Source organism: Burkholderia cepacia complex sp. TUM26381, from assembly GCF_057439935.1.
The window spans coordinates 519,174-536,445 of sequence record NZ_CM172006.1; the positions used below are offsets into that span (position 1 = coordinate 519,174).

Sequence of the window (17,272 nt, forward strand, 5' to 3'; positions counted from 1 at the left end):
GGACGTAATGTAGCAAAACCGTTTTTTGCCACAAAGCGAAATGCCGCAGCTCAAGGCCGCCATGTTTCCTTTATGCAACAATGGTTAAAATCACGGGTTAACCGCAATTTCCGCTGAATAATCAAGTCGGTTACGCAGCGGACTCGTGCCCTTGCCGCTCGCGGCGGCACCAGCAGCCAGGAGAACAGGAACGTGTTGGATGAACTGATCAGCGAATTCGATCGCGGCTTGCGATCGCTGACCGGCATTAGCCGGATGAGCCGCCCGGTGCCCGCGCCGGCCGTGGTGCCGGACGTCGAGCTGACGCCCGCGGAGCGCACGCATGCCGCCGGGCTGATGCGCGTGAACCACGTTGGCGAGGTCTGCGCGCAGGCGCTTTACCAGGCGCAGAAACTCACTGCGCGCACGGCGTCGGCGAAGGCGATGTTCGAGGAGGCCGCGCGCGAGGAGGAAGATCACCTCGCATGGACCGCGCATCGCCTGAAGGAGCTCGACTCGCGCCCGAGCCTGCTGAACCCGCTGTGGTATGCCGGCGCGCTCGCGATCGGCGTGGCGGCCGGCACGCTTGGCGACAAGGTCAGCCTCGGCTTCATGGCCGAGACGGAGCGGCAGGTCGAGAATCACCTGGAAGGCCACATGTCCGAGCTGCCGGCGACCGACGCCGCGTCACGCGCGATCGTCGACCAGATGCGGATCGACGAGGTGAAGCACGGCAAGGCCGCGACCGATGCCGGCGGAATCGAGCTGCCGCTGCCCGCGCGGATGCTGATGCGCGCCGCGTCGAAAGTCATGACGAGCACTGCGTACTATCTCTGAGATTTGCGCCGGGGTGGCGTGGGACGCCGCCCCGGTCCGCCACCCCCGATACCGCCCGCGTACTCCTCGTTTTCCCGCCCCCGAAAGCCCCGTCCGCACGCCTGTCTGGCTCGTCTTTCTCACGTATCACCTTCACAAGTTGCACTAGCTCATTCATTTATAACGGTTTTTGGAATGAGGGGCCGCATGAGCATGTGCGCGTAAGTCCTTGTTCTAACTAACAAAATTCGTCAAAAAAGCGGGCCGCTCCCTTGACCGTGCCACACCCTTCCTCTAAAGTGGGAGACAGTGTGAGAAAGTGTATTTTTGTGTGATTTAGCGGGCTGTTCCGGCTAAATTCTCAGCATTGAGCGGGTGCTTCGGTGCCCTGAACGGGAGAGCGGAAAGTGTTCCAAGGGGCGTCGGCGCTGACGCTCGATGCGAAAGGGCGGATGTCGGTGCCGGCTCGCTATCGCGAAGCGCTGCAAGGACAGGCAGAAGGACGGGTGACTGTGACCAAGCACCCGGACGGCTGCCTGTTGCTGTTTCCGCGCCCCGAATGGGAAGTATTCCGCGCCAAGATCGCCGCGCTGCCGATGGACGCGCACTGGTGGCGGCGAATTTTTCTCGGCAATGCGATGGATGTCGATCTCGACAGCGCGGGCCGGATTCTTGTATCGCCCGAGCTGCGCATGGCAGCCGGACTGGAAAAGGAAGTCATGTTGTTGGGAATGGGTAGTCACTTCGAGCTGTGGGATTCGCAAACCTACAACGCGAAGGAGCAGGCGGCGATGGCGCAGGGCATGCCCGACGCGCTGAAGAATTTCACGTTCTGATTGCGGTGACGGAGACGCCCGCGATGGGAAATGAACTGCGGCATCGGACGGTGCTGTTGGATGAGGCGGTCGAGTCGCTCGTGACGCGGCCGGACGGCGTGTACGTCGACGGAACGTTCGGGCGGGGTGGTCATAGCCGCGCGGTGCTCGCGCGGCTGGCGTCGGCCGGACGGCTGATCGCGTTCGACAAGGATCCGAGGGCGATCGAGACGGCGCAGGGCATCGAGGATGCGCGCTTCTCGATCGTGCATGACAGCTTTGCATCGATGCGCGACGCGCTTGCGGCGCGCGGCGTCGAGAAGGTGTCGGGTGTGTTGCTGGACCTGGGCGTGTCCTCGCCGCAGGTGGACGATCCGGCGCGCGGCTTCAGCTTCCGCGCCGATGGTCCGCTGGACATGCGAATGGATCCGACGCGTGGCGAGTCGGCGGCCGAATGGCTCGCGCGGGCGTCGGTGCAGGAATTGACGGAGGTGATACGGGATTATGGGGAAGAACGGTTTGCTTTTCAGATTGCAAAGGCGCTTGTTGCTCGCCGGGCAGAGTCCGACCGTCTTGGGCCTCTCGACACCACGGGCGAGCTTGCCCAAATCGTGGGTCACGTCGTCAAAACCCGTGAGAAGGGCAAGGATCCGGCAACCCGCACCTTTCAGGCTATACGGATTCACGTCAATCAAGAGCTTGCGGACCTGCAAGTCGTACTAGGCGCGGCACTGTCGTTGCTGGAGCAAGGGGGGCGGCTGGTGGTCATCAGCTTTCATTCACTCGAGGACCGGATCGTCAAGCGATTCATGCAGGCGCACGCGAGTGCGCCTGCGGTCGATCGCCGCCTGCCGATCCGCGCCGTCGACCTCCCGAGCCCGCCGCTCAAGATCATCAGCCGCCAGTTTCCGAGCGACGCGGAAGTCGCGGAGAATCCGCGCGCCCGCTCGGCCGTGATGCGCATCGCGGAGCGCGTCACGCCATGAGCCGCTTCAATATCTTCCTGCTGATCATCGTGATGGGGTGCGCGCTGTCGGTCGTCAACTCGACGAACCAGCAGCGGCAGATCTTCATCCAGCTGCAGCGCGCGCAGTCGCAGGAGCGTCAGCTCCAGCAGGACTACGCGCAGCTTCAATATCAGCAGAGCGCGCTGTCGAAGACGTCGCGCATCGAGCAGCTCGCGAACGATTCGCTGAAGATGCAGCCGATCTCGACCGGCCGCACGCAATACCTGACGCTGGCGCCGGGCGCCGCGAAGGCGATCGACGCGCCGATCCCGGCTTCGGCCGACACGGCAGGCAAGGGCAAGGGGGGCGCGCGATGAAGCCATCCCAGAAGCGCCAGAACGTGAAGTTCTCGTCGAGTCCCGTGCTGGGCGTGCATCTGCCGATGTGGCGCTCGAAGTTTGTCGTGTTCCTGCTGTTCATGGCGTTCGTCGCGCTGGCCGCGCGGGCGTTCTGGATCCAGGGGCCCGGCAACGCGTTCTACCAGAAGCAGGGCGAGAGCCGCTACCAGCGCACGCTCGAGCTGCCCGCGACGCGCGGCAAGATCCTCGACCGTAACGGGCTCGTGCTCGCGACGAGCCTGCCCGTGCGCGCGATCTGGGCGATTCCCGACGCGGTGCCGGACGATCTCGACGCCGACAAGGTCAACCAGCTCGGCAAGCTCCTCGGCATGACGCCGAAGGAACTGCGCGTGAAGCTGTCGGAAGACAAGGGGTTCGTGTACGTGAAGCGCCAGGTGCCGCTCGACGTCGCGGACAAGGTCGCTGCGCTCGACATCCCCGGCATCTACCAGCGCAACGAATACAAACGTTTCTATCCGGAAGGCGAGATCACCGCTCACCTGATCGGCTTCACGAACGTCGAGGACGAAGGGCAGGAAGGCGTCGAACTCGGCGACCAGAAGATGCTGTCCGGCACGTCGGGCGTGCGTCGCGTGATCAAGGACCGGATGGGGCACATCGTCGAGGACGTCGCCGAGCAGATCCCGCCGCACAACGGCACCGACGTCGACCTGTCGATCGACAGCAAGATCCAGTACATCGCGTACGCGAACCTGAAGGCCGCCGTCGAGAAGTTCAAGGCGAAGGCCGGCGCGGCGATGGTCGTCGACGTGCGTACCGGCGAAGTGCTCGCGCTCGTCAACTATCCGACGTACAACCCGAACGACCGCTCGCGCATGACGGGCGAGCAGCTGCGCAACCGGATCATGACCGACGTGTTCGAGCCGGGCTCGATCATGAAGCCGTTCACGGTGTCGCTCGCGCTCGACCTGCATCGCGTGACGCCGAACACGCTCGTCGAAACGGGCAACGGGCATTTCGTGCTCGACGGCGCGCCGATCACCGACGACGCGGGCTTCGGCACGCTGACGGTCGGCGGCGTGATCCAGAAGTCGAGCAACATCGGCGCGACGAAGATCGCGATGACGATGCGGCCCGAGGAAATGTGGAATATGTATACGAGCATCGGCCTCGGCCAGGCGCCGAAGGTCGGGTTCCCGGGCGCGGTGGCCGGCCGCCTGCGTCCGTGGAAGAGCTGGCGCCGCATCGAGCAGGCGACGATGTCGTACGGCTACGGCCTGTCGGTGTCGCTGTTCCAGCTCGCGCGTGCATACACGGCGATCGCGCACGACGGCGAACTGATGCCCGTGACCATTTTCAAGACCGACCCCAATCAGCCGATCGTGGGTACGCAGGTGTTCAACCCGACTACCGCGCGCGAAGTGCGCGCGATGCTCGAGACGGTGGTCGCGCCGGGCGGCACGTCGCCGGATGCGGCCGTGCCGGGCTATCGCGTCGGCGGCAAGAGCGGTACCGCGTACAAACATGAAGGTCACGGCTATACGCGCAAGTACCGCGCGTCGTTCGTCGGGATGGCGCCGATGCCGAATCCGCGCATCGTCGTTGCGGTGTCGGTCGACGAGCCGACCGCCGGCAGCCACTTCGGCGGCCAGGTGTCCGGCCCCGTATTCTCGGCGATCGCCGGCGACACGATGCGGGCACTGAACGTGCCGCCGAACATGCCGATCAAGCAACTCGTCGTGTCTGACGATTCGCCGGCAGCGCCGACCGCAACCGGGCCGCAAAAGCTGGCCGCGGGGAGCGGTGCGAAGCATATGATCGTGTCCAGCACGACGCGTAATTCACCAGGAGTTGTTCGATGAGCGCCGCCCGCAGTTCCCATCCGGCGCATCAGCAGATCGCAGCCGCACTTGCGTGGCTGCGTCAGCATGTGACCCCCGCGGCGCACCTGCATGCCGACACGCGCAGCCTCAAGGCGGGCGACGTGTTCGTCGCGTATGCGGTCGACGGGGCAGACAACCGCGCTTTCATCGGCGACGCCATCGCACAAGGTGCGGCCGCCGTGCTGTATCAGCCGGAAGGGCTGGCCGCCGCGCCGGCCGCGCCCGTCGCGTTCGCGGTGCCGGCGCTCGACCAGCTCGCCGGCGAGATCGCCAGCGGCTGGTACGGCGATCCGAGCGACAGCCTGCTCGCGGTCGGCGTCACCGGCACGAACGGCAAGACGTCGTGCACGCAATGGATCGCCGCCGCGCTGACGGCGCTGCACCAGCCGTGCGCGCTGATCGGCACGCTCGGCACCGGCATGCCGGGCCATCTCGTGCCGACCGGTTTCACGACGCCCGACGCGTCGCAGCTTCAGCGCAGCCTTGCGCAGTTGCGCGACGCGGGCGCGAAGGCCGTGGCGATGGAAGTGTCGTCGCACGCGCTGCATCAGGGCCGCGTGAACGGCACGTCCTTCGATATCGCGGTGTTTACGAACCTCACGCAGGATCACCTGGATTATCACGGCACGTTCGATGCGTACGAAGCCGCCAAGGCGAAGCTGTTCGCGTGGCGCGGCCTGCGCGCGGCGGTGATCAACCGCGACGATGCAGCCGGCCGGCGCCTGCTCGAAAAGCTGGCCGGCCGCGTGCGCACGATCGCATACGGAATCGGCGACGCATCGGCGCCCGAGGCCGATCGTGAGCTGACTGCGCTCGACGTGCGCGCCACCGCGACCGGCACGGCGTTTCGCCTGCGTTCGTCGTGGGGCGACGCGGACGTCGAAGTCGGTACGCTCGGCACGTTCAACGTCAGCAACCTGCTTGCCGTGCTCGGCTCGCTGCTCGCGGCCGACGTGCCGTTCGATGCGGCGCTCGCCGAGATCGAGCGGCTCGAGTCCGTCAACGGCCGGATGCAGCGGCTCGGCGGCCGGCTGCAGAACGACGAGCCGCTCGTCGTGATCGACTACGCACACACGCCCGACGCGCTCGAAAAGACGCTCGACGCGCTGCGCCCGATCGCCACGGCGCGCGGCGGCCGGCTCGTCTGCATGTTCGGCTGCGGCGGCGATCGCGATGCGACGAAGCGCCCGCTGATGGGCGCGATCGCGGAACGGCTCGCCGATGAAACCGTCGTCACCAGCGACAACCCGCGCAGCGAGGATCCGCAGCGCATCATCGACCAGATCGTCGCGGGCATGACCGCGCCCGGTCACGCACGCCGCATCGAGGATCGCGCGAGCGCGATCCTGCAGGCCGTGCGCGGCGCCGCACGCGAGGATGTCGTCGTGCTGGCCGGCAAGGGCCACGAGGCCACGCAGGAAATCATGGGCAAGAAGCGTACGTTCTCCGACCAGGATCACGCGCGGCTCGCGCTGGCAGCGCGCGCAACGCACGGCAAGGGAGGCGGCGAATGACGATGCTCGGTCTCGGCGAAGCCGCCCGCCTGATTCCCGGCGCCACCGTCCACGGCGACGCGGGCGTCACGTTCGACCGCGTGTCGACGGACAGCCGCACGGCCGGCCCGGGCGACCTGTTCGTCGCACTGAAAGGCGAGCGCTTCGACGCGCACGACTTCCTTGGCGACGTCGCCGCGCGCGGCGCTGCCGCGGCGCTCGTCTCGCACGTGCCGGCGGGTGTCGCGATGCCGATGATCGTCGGCGGCGAAACGCGTGCCGCGCTCGGCGCGCTCGCACACGGCTGGCGCATGCGATTTCCGCTGCCGCTCGTCGCGGTGACGGGCAGCAACGGCAAGACGACCGTCAAGGAAATGATCGCGTCGATCTTCGCGGCGGCGGTCGGTGCCGATGCGCGGCTCGCGACGGCCGGCAACCTGAACAACGATGTCGGCCTGCCGCTGACGCTGCTGCGCCTGTCGGCCCAGCATCGTCTCGCGGTGATCGAGATCGGGATGAACCACCCGGGCGAGACCGAAGTCCTCGCGCGCCTCACGGCGCCGACGGTCGCGCTCGTGAACAACGCGCAGCGCGAGCACCAGGAATTCATGGCGACGGTCGAAGCCGTCGCGCTCGAACACGCGGCCGTGATTCATGCGCTGCCGCCTGACGGCGTCGCAGTGTTCCCGGCCGACGATGCGTACGCGGGCATCTGGCGCGTCGCGGCGACCGGCAACCGGATCCTCGATTTCGCGCTGCACGACGCCGACCGGCAGAACGACGCGCAGGTCATCGGCCGCCTGCACGGCGGCGAACTCGCGATCGACACGCCGGCGGGCGCCGTCACGGTGCGGCTGCGCGCGCTCGGCGAGCACAACGCACGCAACGCGCTGGCCGCGACGGCCGCGGCGCTCGGCGCCGGCGTCGCGCTGCCGGCGATCAGGCAGGGTCTCGAATCGTTCGAACCGGTCAAGGGCCGGCTGCAGGTGAAGCAGGCGATTGCCGGCGGCCTCGCGGGCGCGACGGTCGTCGACGATACGTACAACGCGAATCCCGATTCGATGCGGGCCGCGATCGACGTGCTCGCTGCACATCCGGCGCCGCGCGTGCTGGTGATCGGCGACATGGGTGAAGTCGGTGACGAAGGGCCGGCTTTCCATCGCGAGATCGGTGCCTATGCGCGCGATCGCGGAATCGACGCGCTGTTCGCGCTCGGCGACGCATCGCGCGACGCATGCACGGCGTACGGCGCAACCGCCCGTCACTTCGACGACGTCGGTGCGCTCGTGCCGGCGCTGCTCGCGGCCGGCTACGACGCGCAGGCGACGGTGCTCGTCAAGGGCTCGCGGTACATGAAGATGGAGCGCGTGGTCGACGCGCTGACGAACCAACCCGCGGCGGGCACGGCGCCCGCGGCACACTGAGTAGAAGGAAGGAAGCATGCTGCTGGCGCTGGCGCAATGGCTGCAAGGAGACGCAAGCTTTTTGCGCTTGTTCACGTACCTCACGTTCCGGGCGGTGATGGCCACCATCACCGCGCTCGGGATCGGGCTCGTGTGCGGACCGTGGGTGATCCGCAAGCTGACGCAGATGAAGGTCGGGCAGGCCGTGCGCAAGGACGGCCCGCAGACCCACCTCGTCAAGTCCGGCACGCCGACGATGGGCGGCGTGCTGATCCTGATCGGCATCGCGGTCGCGACGCTGCTGTGGGGCGACCTGACGAACCGTTTCATCTGGATCGTGATGCTCGTCACGTTCGGCTTCGGCGTGATCGGCTGGGTCGACGATTACCGCAAGGTCGTCCACAAGGACCCGCGCGGGATGTCGTCGCGCGAGAAGTATTTCTGGCAGTCGGTGATCGGGCTGTTCGCGGCCGTCTACCTGGCCTTCAGCGTGTCCGAGGCGAACAACGTGCGCGTGTTCGACCTGTTCATGGCGTGGGTGAGGAGTGGGCTGTCGATGGGGTTGCCGGCACGCGCCGACCTGATGCTGCCGTTCCTGAAGTCGATCAGCTACCCGCTCGGCGTATGGGGCTTCATCGTGCTGACCTATTTCGTGATCGTCGGCGCGAGCAATGCGGTGAACCTGACGGACGGCCTCGACGGCCTCGTGATCATGCCGGTCGTGCTGGTCGGCGCGTCGCTCGGTGTGTTTGCGTACGTGATGGGCAGCGCGGTCTATTCAAAATACCTGCTGTTTCCGCACATCCCGGGCGCGGGCGAACTGCTGATCTTCTGTTCCGCGATGGGCGGGGCAGGGCTCGCGTTCCTCTGGTACAACACGCACCCCGCGCAGGTGTTCATGGGCGACGTCGGTGCGCTGGCGCTCGGCGGCGCGCTCGGCACGGTCGCGGTGATCGTGCGCCAGGAAATCGTGCTGTTCATCATGGGCGGCATCTTCGTCGCGGAAACGCTGTCGGTGATGCTGCAGGTTTCGTGGTTCAAGTACACGAAGAAGCGTTACGGCGAAGGGCGGCGCCTGCTGAAGATGGCGCCGCTGCATCACCATTTCGAATTGTCCGGCTGGAAAGAAACGCAGGTGGTCGTGCGTTTCTGGATCATCACGCTGATGCTGTGCCTGTTCGGTCTGACCACCCTCAAGCTGCGGTAAAGGAAAGGTAACAAGGATGTCTGGCGAGATGTTTGGAGATCGGCAACGGCCGATGGTGCTCGTACTGGGGCTCGGTGAATCGGGTCTCGCGATCGCGCGATGGTGCGCGAGGCACGGGTGCCGGCTGCGTATTGCCGATACCCGCGAGGCGCCGCCGAACCTTGCCGCACTGCAGGCCGAAGGCATCGATGCGGAATTCGTCGGCGGGGCGTTCACGCCCGCGCTGCTCGACGGCGGTGTCGAACTCGTCGGCCTGAGCCCCGGCCTGTCGCCGCTCGAACCGGCGCTCGCGGCGCTGGTCGCGGCCGCGCACGAGCGCGGGATCGCGGTGTGGGGCGAACTGGAATTCTTCGCGCAGGCGCTGCGCGCGCTCGGCACGAGCGGCTACCAGCCGAAGGTGCTCGCGATCACCGGCACCAACGGCAAGACCACGACGACGAGCCTCACGGGCCTGCTGTGCCAGCGCTCGGGCAAGAAGGTCGCGGTCGCCGGCAACATCAGCCCGGCGATGCTCGACCGGCTCGCGAACGCGATCGACGAAACCGCGCTGCCCGACGTCTGGGTGCTCGAACTGTCGAGCTTCCAGCTCGAGACCGCGCGCACGTTTGCGCCCGACGCGGCCGCGATCCTCAACATCACGCAGGACCACCTCGACTGGCACGGCAGCTTCGACGCGTACGCGCAGGCAAAGGGCCGGATCTTCGGCGCGACGACGACGCGTGTGCTGAACCGCGACGATTCGGCCGTGATGAAGTTTGCGCCGGCGGCCGGCGCGGCCGATGCGCCGCGCACGGTCACGTTCGGCCTGAACGAACCGGTGCAGGACGGCGACTACGGGCTGTCGCGCGACAACGGCATCGCATGGCTGGTGGAAGCCGTCGATCGCGACGCGCCCGATGAAGTGACGACGACCCGCCGCCGCAAGCGCGACGCCGCGCATACGCCCGACATCGCGCAGAAGCGCCTGATGCCGGCCGACGCGCTGCGGATTCGCGGGCTGCACAACGCGGCGAACGCGCTGGCCGCGTTCGCGCTCGCACGCGCGATCGACCTGCCGGCCGCACCGCTGCTGCACGCGCTGCGCGAATACCGCGGCGAAGCGCATCGCGTCGAAGTGATCGCGACGATCGACGACGTCGACTACGTCGACGACAGCAAGGGCACCAACGTCGGCGCGACGGTAGCCGCGCTCGACGGGCTCGCCCAGAAGATCGTGCTGATCGCGGGCGGCGACGGCAAGGGGCAGGATTTCGCGCCGTTGGTCGCGCCGGTCGCGCGCTGGTGCCGTGCAGTGATGCTGATCGGCCGCGACGCGCCGGCGATCCGCGACACGCTTGCCGAAACGGGCGTGCCGCTCGCCGACCACGCGACGCTCGAAGGCGCAGTGCACGCGGCGGCCGGTCTCGCGGAGCCGGGCGACGCGGTGCTGCTGTCGCCCGCGTGCGCGAGCCTCGACATGTTCAGGAACTACGCCCATCGCGCGGATGTGTTCCGCGCGGCGGTCGACGAAATCGCCATCGACAAAGGAGCGACGCCATGAGCTGGTCCGATCGCCTCGTCTCCCGTTTCAACGACCGGCGCGACACCGGCGGCAATGCCGCGGGCGGTCGCGTCGCGTCGGCCACGCGCGCCGCGACGGGCGGCCTCGCGAGCGTCGTCAACGGCGTGCGCCCGAGCCGTTCGCGGATGCTCGACTTCGACTACTCGCTGTTGTGGGTCGCGATCGCGCTGCTCGGGCTCGGCGTCGTGATGGTGTATTCGGCGTCGATCGCGATGCCCGATTCGCCGAAATACGCGTCGTATCACGATTACGCGTTCCTGATGCGCCACTGCATCTCGCTCGCCGTCGCGTTCGTCGCGGCGGTGATCGCGTTCCGCGTGCCGGTGTCGACGTGGGACAAGTACGCGCCGCATCTCTTCCTGATCGCGCTCGTCGGCCTCGTGATCGTGCTGATCCCGCACGTCGGCAAGGGCGTGAACGGTGCGCGCCGCTGGATTCCGCTCGGCATCACGAACATGCAGCCGTCGGAAATCATGAAGCTCGCGGTGACGATCTACGCGGCGAACTACACGGTGCGCAAGCAGGAATACATGCAGAGCTTCGCGAAGGGCTTCCTGCCGATGGCGTTCGCGGTCGGTCTGGTCGGCGCGCTGCTGCTGCTCGAGCCGGACATGGGTGCGTTCATGGTGGTCGCCGCGATCGCGATGGGCGTGCTGTTCCTCGGCGGCGTGAACGGCAAGCTGTTCGGCGGTCTCGTCGCGACGGCGGTCGGCACGTTCACGATGCTCGTGTGGCTGTCGCCGTGGCGTCGCGAGCGGATCTTCGCGTATCTCGACCCGTGGGACGAGCGCTACGCGCAGGGCAAGGCATACCAGCTCACGCACTCGCTGATCGCATTCGGCCGCGGCGAGTGGTTCGGCGTCGGTCTCGGCGGCAGCGTCGAGAAGCTGAACTACCTGCCGGAAGCGCATACCGACTTCATCCTCGCGGTGATCGGCGAGGAACTCGGTTTCGTCGGCGTGCTGGTCGTGATCCTGCTGTTCTACTGGATCGTGCGCCGCGCGTTCGAGATCGGCCGCCAGGCGCTCGCGCTCGACCGCACGTTCGCGGGCCTGATGGCGAAGGGCATCGGCATCTGGTTCGGCGCGCAGACGTTCATCAACATGGGCGTGAACCTCGGGCTGCTGCCGACCAAGGGCCTGACGCTGCCGCTCGTGAGCTACGGCGGCTCGGGCATCCTGCTGAACTGCGTCTCGCTCGCGGTGCTGCTGCGGGTCGACTACGAAAACCGGGTGCTGATGCGCGGAGGGAAGGTATGACCGCGTCGCAACGCACGCTGATGGTGATGGCAGGCGGCACCGGGGGCCACGTGTTCCCGGGGCTCGCGGTCGCGCACCGGATGGAAGCGGCGGGCTGGCGCGTCGTATGGCTCGGCAATCCGGCCGGGATGGAAGCGACGCTCGTGCCGAAGCACGGCATTCCGATGGAATACGTGCGGTTCGGCGGGCTGCGCGGCAAGGGCCTGAAGACCAAGCTGACGCTGCCGGTCAACCTGCTGCGCGCATGCTGGCAGAGCCTCGGCGCGCTGCGCCGCGTGCGGCCGGACGTCGTGCTCGGGATGGGCGGCTACATCACGTTCCCGGCGGGCGTGATGACCGCGCTGTCGGGGCGTCCGCTCGTGCTGCATGAACAGAATTCGATCGCGGGCCTGACGAACAAGGTGCTCGCGAAACTCGCGAAGCGCGTGCTCGTCGCGTTCCCCGGCGCGCTGCCGCACGCGGAATGGACGGGTAACCCGATTCGCGCGGAACTTGCGCACACGGAGCCGCCCAAAGCACGCTATGCGTCGCGCAGCGGCCCGTTGAACGTGCTGGTCGTCGGCGGCAGCCTCGGTGCCGCCGCGCTGAACGAAGTCGTGCCGCGCGCGCTGGCGCTGCTGACGCCGGGCGAGCGCCCGCGCGTCGTGCACCAGGCCGGCGTGAAGCACATCGAAGCATTGAAGTCGAATTACGAAGCGGCCGGTTTCGCGGCCGGCGAAGACGTGCGGCTCGTGCCGTTCATCGACGACATGGCGGCCGCGTATGCGGCGGCGGATCTGGTGATCTGCCGGTCGGGTGCGATGACGGTGTCGGAGATCGCGGCGGTGGGCGTGGCGGCGCTGTTCGTGCCGTTCCCGTACGCGGTCGACGATCACCAGACGACCAACGCCGCGTTCCTCGCCGATGCGGGCGCGGCCGTGCTGGTGCAACAACGCGACCTGTCGGCGGAACTGCTTGCCGACTGGTTGCGCGGCCAGTCGCGGGCGTCGCTCGCGGACATGGCGGAACGTTCGCGCTCGCTGGCGAAGCCCGAGGCCACCGACGAAGTCGCGCGCGTGTGCGCGAAAGCGGCCGGCGCGAACCTGGAAACACTGCAATGAAACACATCGTCAAACACATTCATTTCGTCGGGATCGGCGGCGCGGGCATGAGCGGCATCGCCGAAGTGCTCGTCAATCTTGGCTACGAGGTCAGCGGCTCGGACCTGTCGCGCAATGCGGTGACCGATCGTCTCGAGGCGCTCGGCGCACGGATCGCGATCGGCCACGACGCGGCGAACATCGCGGGCGCGAACGCGGTCGTCGTGTCGACGGCCGTGCGTTCGGACAACCCGGAAGTGCTCGCCGCGCGCCACCAGCGCGTGCCGATCGTGCAGCGCGCGGTGATGCTCGCGGAACTGATGCGCCTGAAGCAGGGGATCGCGATCGCCGGCACGCATGGCAAGACCACGACGACGAGCCTCGTCGCGAGCGTGCTCGCGGCGGGGGGCCTCGATCCGACCTTCGTGATCGGCGGCCGGCTGATCAGCGCCGGCGCGAATGCGCGACTCGGCACGGGCGACTTCATCGTCGCCGAGGCCGACGAGTCGGACGCGTCGTTCCTGAACCTGTATCCGGTGATCGAAGTCATCACGAACATCGATGCCGACCACATGGACACCTACGGCCACGATTTCGCGCGGCTCAAGCAGGCGTTCATCGAATTCACGCAGCGCCTGCCGTTCTACGGCAGCGCGGTCGTGTGCGTCGACGATCCGAACGTGCGGCAGATCATCCCGTTCATCTCGAAGCCGGTCGTGCGCTACGGCCTGTCGCCGGACGCGCAGGTGCGTGCGGAAGACATCGACGCGCGCGACGGCCGGATGCACTTCACGGTAGTCCGCGAAGGGCGTGCGCCGCTCGCGATCGTGCTGAACCTGCCGGGCCTGCACAACGTGCAGAACGCGCTCGCGGCGATCGCGATTGCGACCGATCTCGGCGTGGCGGACGACGCGATCCAGCAGGCGCTCGCGGAATTCAACGGCGTCGGCCGGCGCTTCCAGCGCTACGGCGAGGTGCCGACCGCGGACGGCGGCCAGTACACGCTGATCGACGACTACGGCCATCACCCGGTCGAGATGGCCGCGACGATCGCAGCCGCGCGCGGCGCGTTCCCGGGCCGTCGCCTCGTGCTGGCGTTCCAGCCGCACCGCTACACGCGCACGCGCGACTGTTTCGACGATTTCGTCAACGTGCTGTCGACGGTCGATGCGTTGGTGCTGACGGAAGTCTACGCGGCCGGCGAGGCTGCGATCCCGACGGCGAGCGGCGACGCGCTGTCGCGTGCGCTGCGCGCGGTGGGCAAGGTTGATCCGGTGTTCGTCGCGACGGTCGACGACGTGCCGGCTGCATTGGCGAAGGTCGCGCAGAACGGCGACGTGGTGATCACGATGGGTGCGGGCTCGATCGGCGGCGTGCCGGCGAAGCTCGTGCAACACATTCAACAGAAGGCATGACATGAGCGGGATCGATCCGAAACGTTTCGGCAAGGTGGCGGTGTTGTTCGGCGGCGAATCCGCCGAGCGCGAGGTGTCGCTCACCTCGGGCCGCCTCGTGCTGCAGGGCCTGCGTGACGCGGGCGTCGATGCACATCCGTTCGACCCGGCCGAGCGGCCGCTGTCGGCACTGAAGGATGAAGGCTTCGTGCGCGCGTTCAACGCGCTGCACGGCGGCTACGGCGAGAACGGCCAGATCCAGGGCGCGCTCGATTTCTACGGCATTCGCTACACGGGCAGCGGCGTGCTCGGGTCCGCGCTCGGCCTCGACAAGTTCCGCACGAAGCTCGTGTGGCAGCAGACGGGCGTGCCGACGCCGCCGTTCGAGACGGTGATGCGCGGCGACGACCTGGCCGCACGCGCGACCGACATCGTCGCGAAGCTCGGCCTGCCGCTGTTCGTGAAGCCGGCGAGCGAAGGCTCGAGCGTCGCGGTGCTGAAGGTGAAGACGGCCGACGCGCTGCCGGCCGCGCTCGAGGAAGCCGCGACGCACGACAAGATCGTGATCGTCGAGAAGAGCATCGAAGGCGGCGGCGAATACACCGCGTGCATCGCCGGCGATCTCGACCTGCCGCTGATCAAGATCGTGCCGGCGGGCGAGTTCTACGACTACCACGCGAAGTACGTCGCCGACGACACGCAGTACCTGATTCCGTGCGGCCTGCCGGCCGAACAGGAAGCGGAACTGAAGCGCATCGCGCGCCGTGCGTTCGACGTGCTCGGCTGCACCGACTGGGGCCGGGCGGATTTCATGCTCGACGCGGCCGGCAATGCGTATTTCCTGGAAGTGAACACGGCCCCCGGGATGACCGATCACTCGCTGCCGCCGAAGGCCGCGCGCGCGGTCGGCATCAGCTATTCGGAGCTGGTCGTGAAGGTGCTGTCGCTCACGCTCAACGACTGACGCAGGAACGGAACGACGTATGTGGAACAACGTTCGCCAACTCAACCTTGCCGCCAGCGCGTTGTACGCGCTGCTGCTGCTCGTGTTGGCGGCGGCCGGTTGCTACTGGCTGATCCAGCGCCCGACGTTCGCGCTGCGGGAAATCCGGATCGACGGCGACACCGAGCACATCAACTCGCCGACGGTGCGCGCGGGCGTGGTCGGCCGGCTGAAGGGCAATTTCTTCACGGTCGATCTCGATACGGCGCGCGCCGCGTTCGAGCAGATGCCGTGGGTGCGCCATGCGAGCGTGCGCCGGGTGTGGCCGAATGCGCTGGCTGTCACGCTGGAGGAGTACAAACCGCTCGGGACCTGGGGCAGCGACCAGCTGGTGAGCGTCGATGGCGAGCTGTTCACCGCGAACCAGGGCGAGCTGGAGCAGGAGCTGCCGGCGTTCGACGGCCCGGAAGGCAGTGCGAAGGAAGTCGTCACGCGGTATCGCGACTTCGGGAAATGGTTTGCGCCGCTAAAGGCGGCGCCGGAAGAAGTGACGCTGTCGGCGCGGTACGCGTGGACGGTGAAGCTGTCGAACGGCATGCAGGTCGAGCTGGGCAAGGAACGCAACAGCGACACATTGCATGACCGGAGCCAGCGCCTGGTCGCCGCGTGGCCGGCCGTCACGGAGCGTTGGGGCAACGACATCGAGTACGCGGACCTGCGTTATCCGAACGGATTCGCGATTCGTGCGGCAGGCATGCGGTTCCTGACCGATACCGACAAGCGCAAGAAGTAACGAGAGATCACACGCAAGAGCACTTTATGAGCAAAGACTACAAGGATCTGCTGGTTTCCCTCGACATCGGCACGTCGAAGGTGGTGGCCATCGTCGCCGAGCTGAAGGGCGAGGGTCACTACGAGGTGATCGGTCTCGGCCAGAGCGAGTCGAAGGGTCTGAAGAAAGGTGTGGTGGTCAACATCGAGGCCACCGTGCAGTCGATCCAGCGCGCGCTCGAGGAAGCCGAGCTGATGGCCGACTGCAAGATCACCAACGTGTTCACGGGGATCGCCGGCAGCCACATCCGCAGCTTCAACTCGAGCGGGATGGTCGCGATCAAGGACAAGGAAGTCACGCAGACGGACGTCGCGCGCGTGATCGAGACCGCGAAGGCGATCAACATCCCGACCGACCAGCAGGTGCTGCACATCCTCACGCAGGAATTCATCATCGACGGCCAGGAAGACGTGCGCGAGCCGATCGGGATGAGCGGTATCCGCCTCGAAGTGAAGGTCCACATCGTGACGGGCGCGGTGAGCGCCGCGCAGAACATCGTCAAGTGCGTGCGCCGCTGCGGGCTGGAAGTGAACGACCTGATCCTGCAGCCGCTCGCGTCGTCGCTGGCCGTGCTGACGGAAGACGAAAAGGATCTCGGCGTGGTGCTGGTCGACATCGGCGGCGGCACGACGGACATCGCGATCTTCGCCGAAGGCGCGATCCGCCACACCGCGGTGATTCCGATCGCCGGCGACCAGATCACGAGCGACATCGCGATGGCGCTGCGCACGCCGACGCCGGATGCGGAAGACATCAAGGTCGGTTACGGGATCGCGAAGCAGGCGCTCGCCGATCCGGACGAAATGGTCGAAGTACCGGGCCTCGGCGAACGCGGCCCGCGCACGCTGTCGCGCCAGGCGCTCGCAGCCGTGATCGAGCCGCGCGTCGAGGAGCTGTTCTCGCTCGTGCAGCAGGTCGTGCGCGAATCGGGTTACGAAGAACTGTTGAGCTCCGGCGTGGTCATTACCGGCGGTGCGTCGATGATGCCCGGCATGGTCGAGCTCGGCGAAGACATTTTCCTGAAACCGGTGCGCATCGGCGCGCCGGAATATGCAGGCGGCCTCTCCGACGTCGTGCGCAATCCGCGCTACTCGACGGCGATGGGGCTGCTCGTCGAAGGCAGTGCCCAGCGCATGCGCGGCCGCAAGGTCGCCGTGCAGTCCGGCAACGCGGGGCAGGTGTTCTCGCGGATGAAGGAATGGTTCCTGAGCAACTTCTGACGTAACGAATCGAAATTCGCGCCGGTGCCGGCGGCTGGCGCGCGACAGGGGGTTGCCCGATCTCCTGCCGAATAACGGCCGA

The 17,272-nt window shown here is 67.1% G+C and carries 15 protein-coding genes; all 15 read left to right on the forward strand.

All coding sequences use genetic code 11. From position 1 onward, the window contains the following. The first annotated feature begins 192 nt into the window (after window positions 1-192). On the forward strand, window positions 193-816 hold the full coding sequence (coq7, locus tag ACWMMN_RS02505) for a 2-polyprenyl-3-methyl-6-methoxy-1,4-benzoquinone monooxygenase (RefSeq protein WP_059236340.1): 624 nt from the start codon (window positions 193-195) through the stop codon (window positions 814-816). A gap of 386 nt (window positions 817-1,202) precedes the next feature. Next, entirely contained in the window at window positions 1,203-1,631 is a 429-nt protein-coding gene (gene mraZ, locus ACWMMN_RS02510; protein WP_006487094.1) for a division/cell wall cluster transcriptional repressor MraZ, read from the forward strand. A 23-nt stretch (window positions 1,632-1,654) separates the two neighbouring features. Continuing rightward, window positions 1,655-2,596 carry a 16S rRNA (cytosine(1402)-N(4))-methyltransferase RsmH gene (gene rsmH, locus ACWMMN_RS02515; RefSeq protein ID WP_486422956.1) on the forward strand — a complete coding sequence of 314 codons (942 nt, stop codon included), beginning with the start codon at window positions 1,655-1,657 and terminating at the stop codon, window positions 2,594-2,596. Further along, window positions 2,593-2,934 (forward strand): cell division protein FtsL, encoded by a 342-nt coding sequence (ftsL, locus tag ACWMMN_RS02520; protein WP_059236336.1) that lies wholly within the window; start codon window positions 2,593-2,595, stop codon window positions 2,932-2,934. The genes rsmH and ftsL overlap by 4 nt, the downstream gene beginning before the upstream one ends. Further along, window positions 2,931-4,778: a peptidoglycan D,D-transpeptidase FtsI family protein gene (locus tag ACWMMN_RS02525; protein ID WP_059236334.1), complete on the forward strand. Its 1,848-nt coding sequence runs from the start codon at window positions 2,931-2,933 to the stop codon at window positions 4,776-4,778. The genes ftsL and ACWMMN_RS02525 overlap by 4 nt, the downstream gene beginning before the upstream one ends. Further along, the gene (locus tag ACWMMN_RS02530) at window positions 4,775-6,313 is read left to right on the forward strand and encodes a UDP-N-acetylmuramoyl-L-alanyl-D-glutamate--2,6-diaminopimelate ligase (protein WP_486422957.1); all 1,539 of its coding nucleotides are present in this window, start codon (window positions 4,775-4,777) and stop codon (window positions 6,311-6,313) included. Before ACWMMN_RS02525 ends, ACWMMN_RS02530 begins: the two co-directional genes overlap by 4 nt. Continuing rightward, the gene (locus ACWMMN_RS02535) at window positions 6,310-7,716 is read left to right on the forward strand and encodes a UDP-N-acetylmuramoyl-tripeptide--D-alanyl-D-alanine ligase (protein WP_486422958.1); all 1,407 of its coding nucleotides are present in this window, start codon (window positions 6,310-6,312) and stop codon (window positions 7,714-7,716) included. The genes ACWMMN_RS02530 and ACWMMN_RS02535 overlap by 4 nt, the downstream gene beginning before the upstream one ends. Window positions 7,717-7,732: 16 nt before the next feature. After that, window positions 7,733-8,902 (forward strand): phospho-N-acetylmuramoyl-pentapeptide-transferase, encoded by a 1,170-nt coding sequence (gene mraY / locus ACWMMN_RS02540; protein ID WP_006477019.1) that lies wholly within the window; start codon window positions 7,733-7,735, stop codon window positions 8,900-8,902. 28 nt (window positions 8,903-8,930) lie between these two features. Continuing rightward, window positions 8,931-10,442 carry a UDP-N-acetylmuramoyl-L-alanine--D-glutamate ligase gene (gene murD / locus ACWMMN_RS02545; protein ID WP_059236326.1) on the forward strand — a complete coding sequence of 504 codons (1,512 nt, stop codon included), beginning with the start codon at window positions 8,931-8,933 and terminating at the stop codon, window positions 10,440-10,442. After that, window positions 10,439-11,722, forward strand: a complete 1,284-nt coding sequence (gene ftsW / locus ACWMMN_RS02550; RefSeq protein ID WP_059236324.1) for a putative lipid II flippase FtsW — start codon at window positions 10,439-10,441, stop codon at window positions 11,720-11,722. The genes murD and ftsW overlap by 4 nt, the downstream gene beginning before the upstream one ends. Continuing rightward, a complete protein-coding gene (murG, locus tag ACWMMN_RS02555; protein WP_059236322.1) occupies window positions 11,719-12,822 on the forward strand; it encodes an undecaprenyldiphospho-muramoylpentapeptide beta-N-acetylglucosaminyltransferase in 1,104 nt (367 codons plus the stop codon). The genes ftsW and murG overlap by 4 nt, the downstream gene beginning before the upstream one ends. Further along, complete coding sequence (gene murC / locus ACWMMN_RS02560) at window positions 12,819-14,216, forward strand: UDP-N-acetylmuramate--L-alanine ligase (RefSeq protein ID WP_174993297.1); 1,398 nt, start codon at window positions 12,819-12,821, stop codon at window positions 14,214-14,216. The genes murG and murC overlap by 4 nt, the downstream gene beginning before the upstream one ends. 1 nt (window position 14,217) lies before the next feature. Continuing rightward, window positions 14,218-15,159, forward strand: coding sequence for a D-alanine--D-alanine ligase (locus tag ACWMMN_RS02565; protein ID WP_059236317.1), 942 nt, complete (start codon window positions 14,218-14,220; stop codon window positions 15,157-15,159). Window positions 15,160-15,178: 19 nt separating this feature from the next. Beyond that, complete coding sequence (locus ACWMMN_RS02570; RefSeq protein WP_006477014.1) at window positions 15,179-15,931, forward strand: cell division protein FtsQ/DivIB; 753 nt, start codon at window positions 15,179-15,181, stop codon at window positions 15,929-15,931. Between the two features lie 26 nt (window positions 15,932-15,957). Further along, window positions 15,958-17,190, forward strand: a complete 1,233-nt coding sequence (ftsA, locus tag ACWMMN_RS02575; protein ID WP_006487138.1) for a cell division protein FtsA — start codon at window positions 15,958-15,960, stop codon at window positions 17,188-17,190. Window positions 17,191-17,272: the final 82 nt, after the last annotated feature.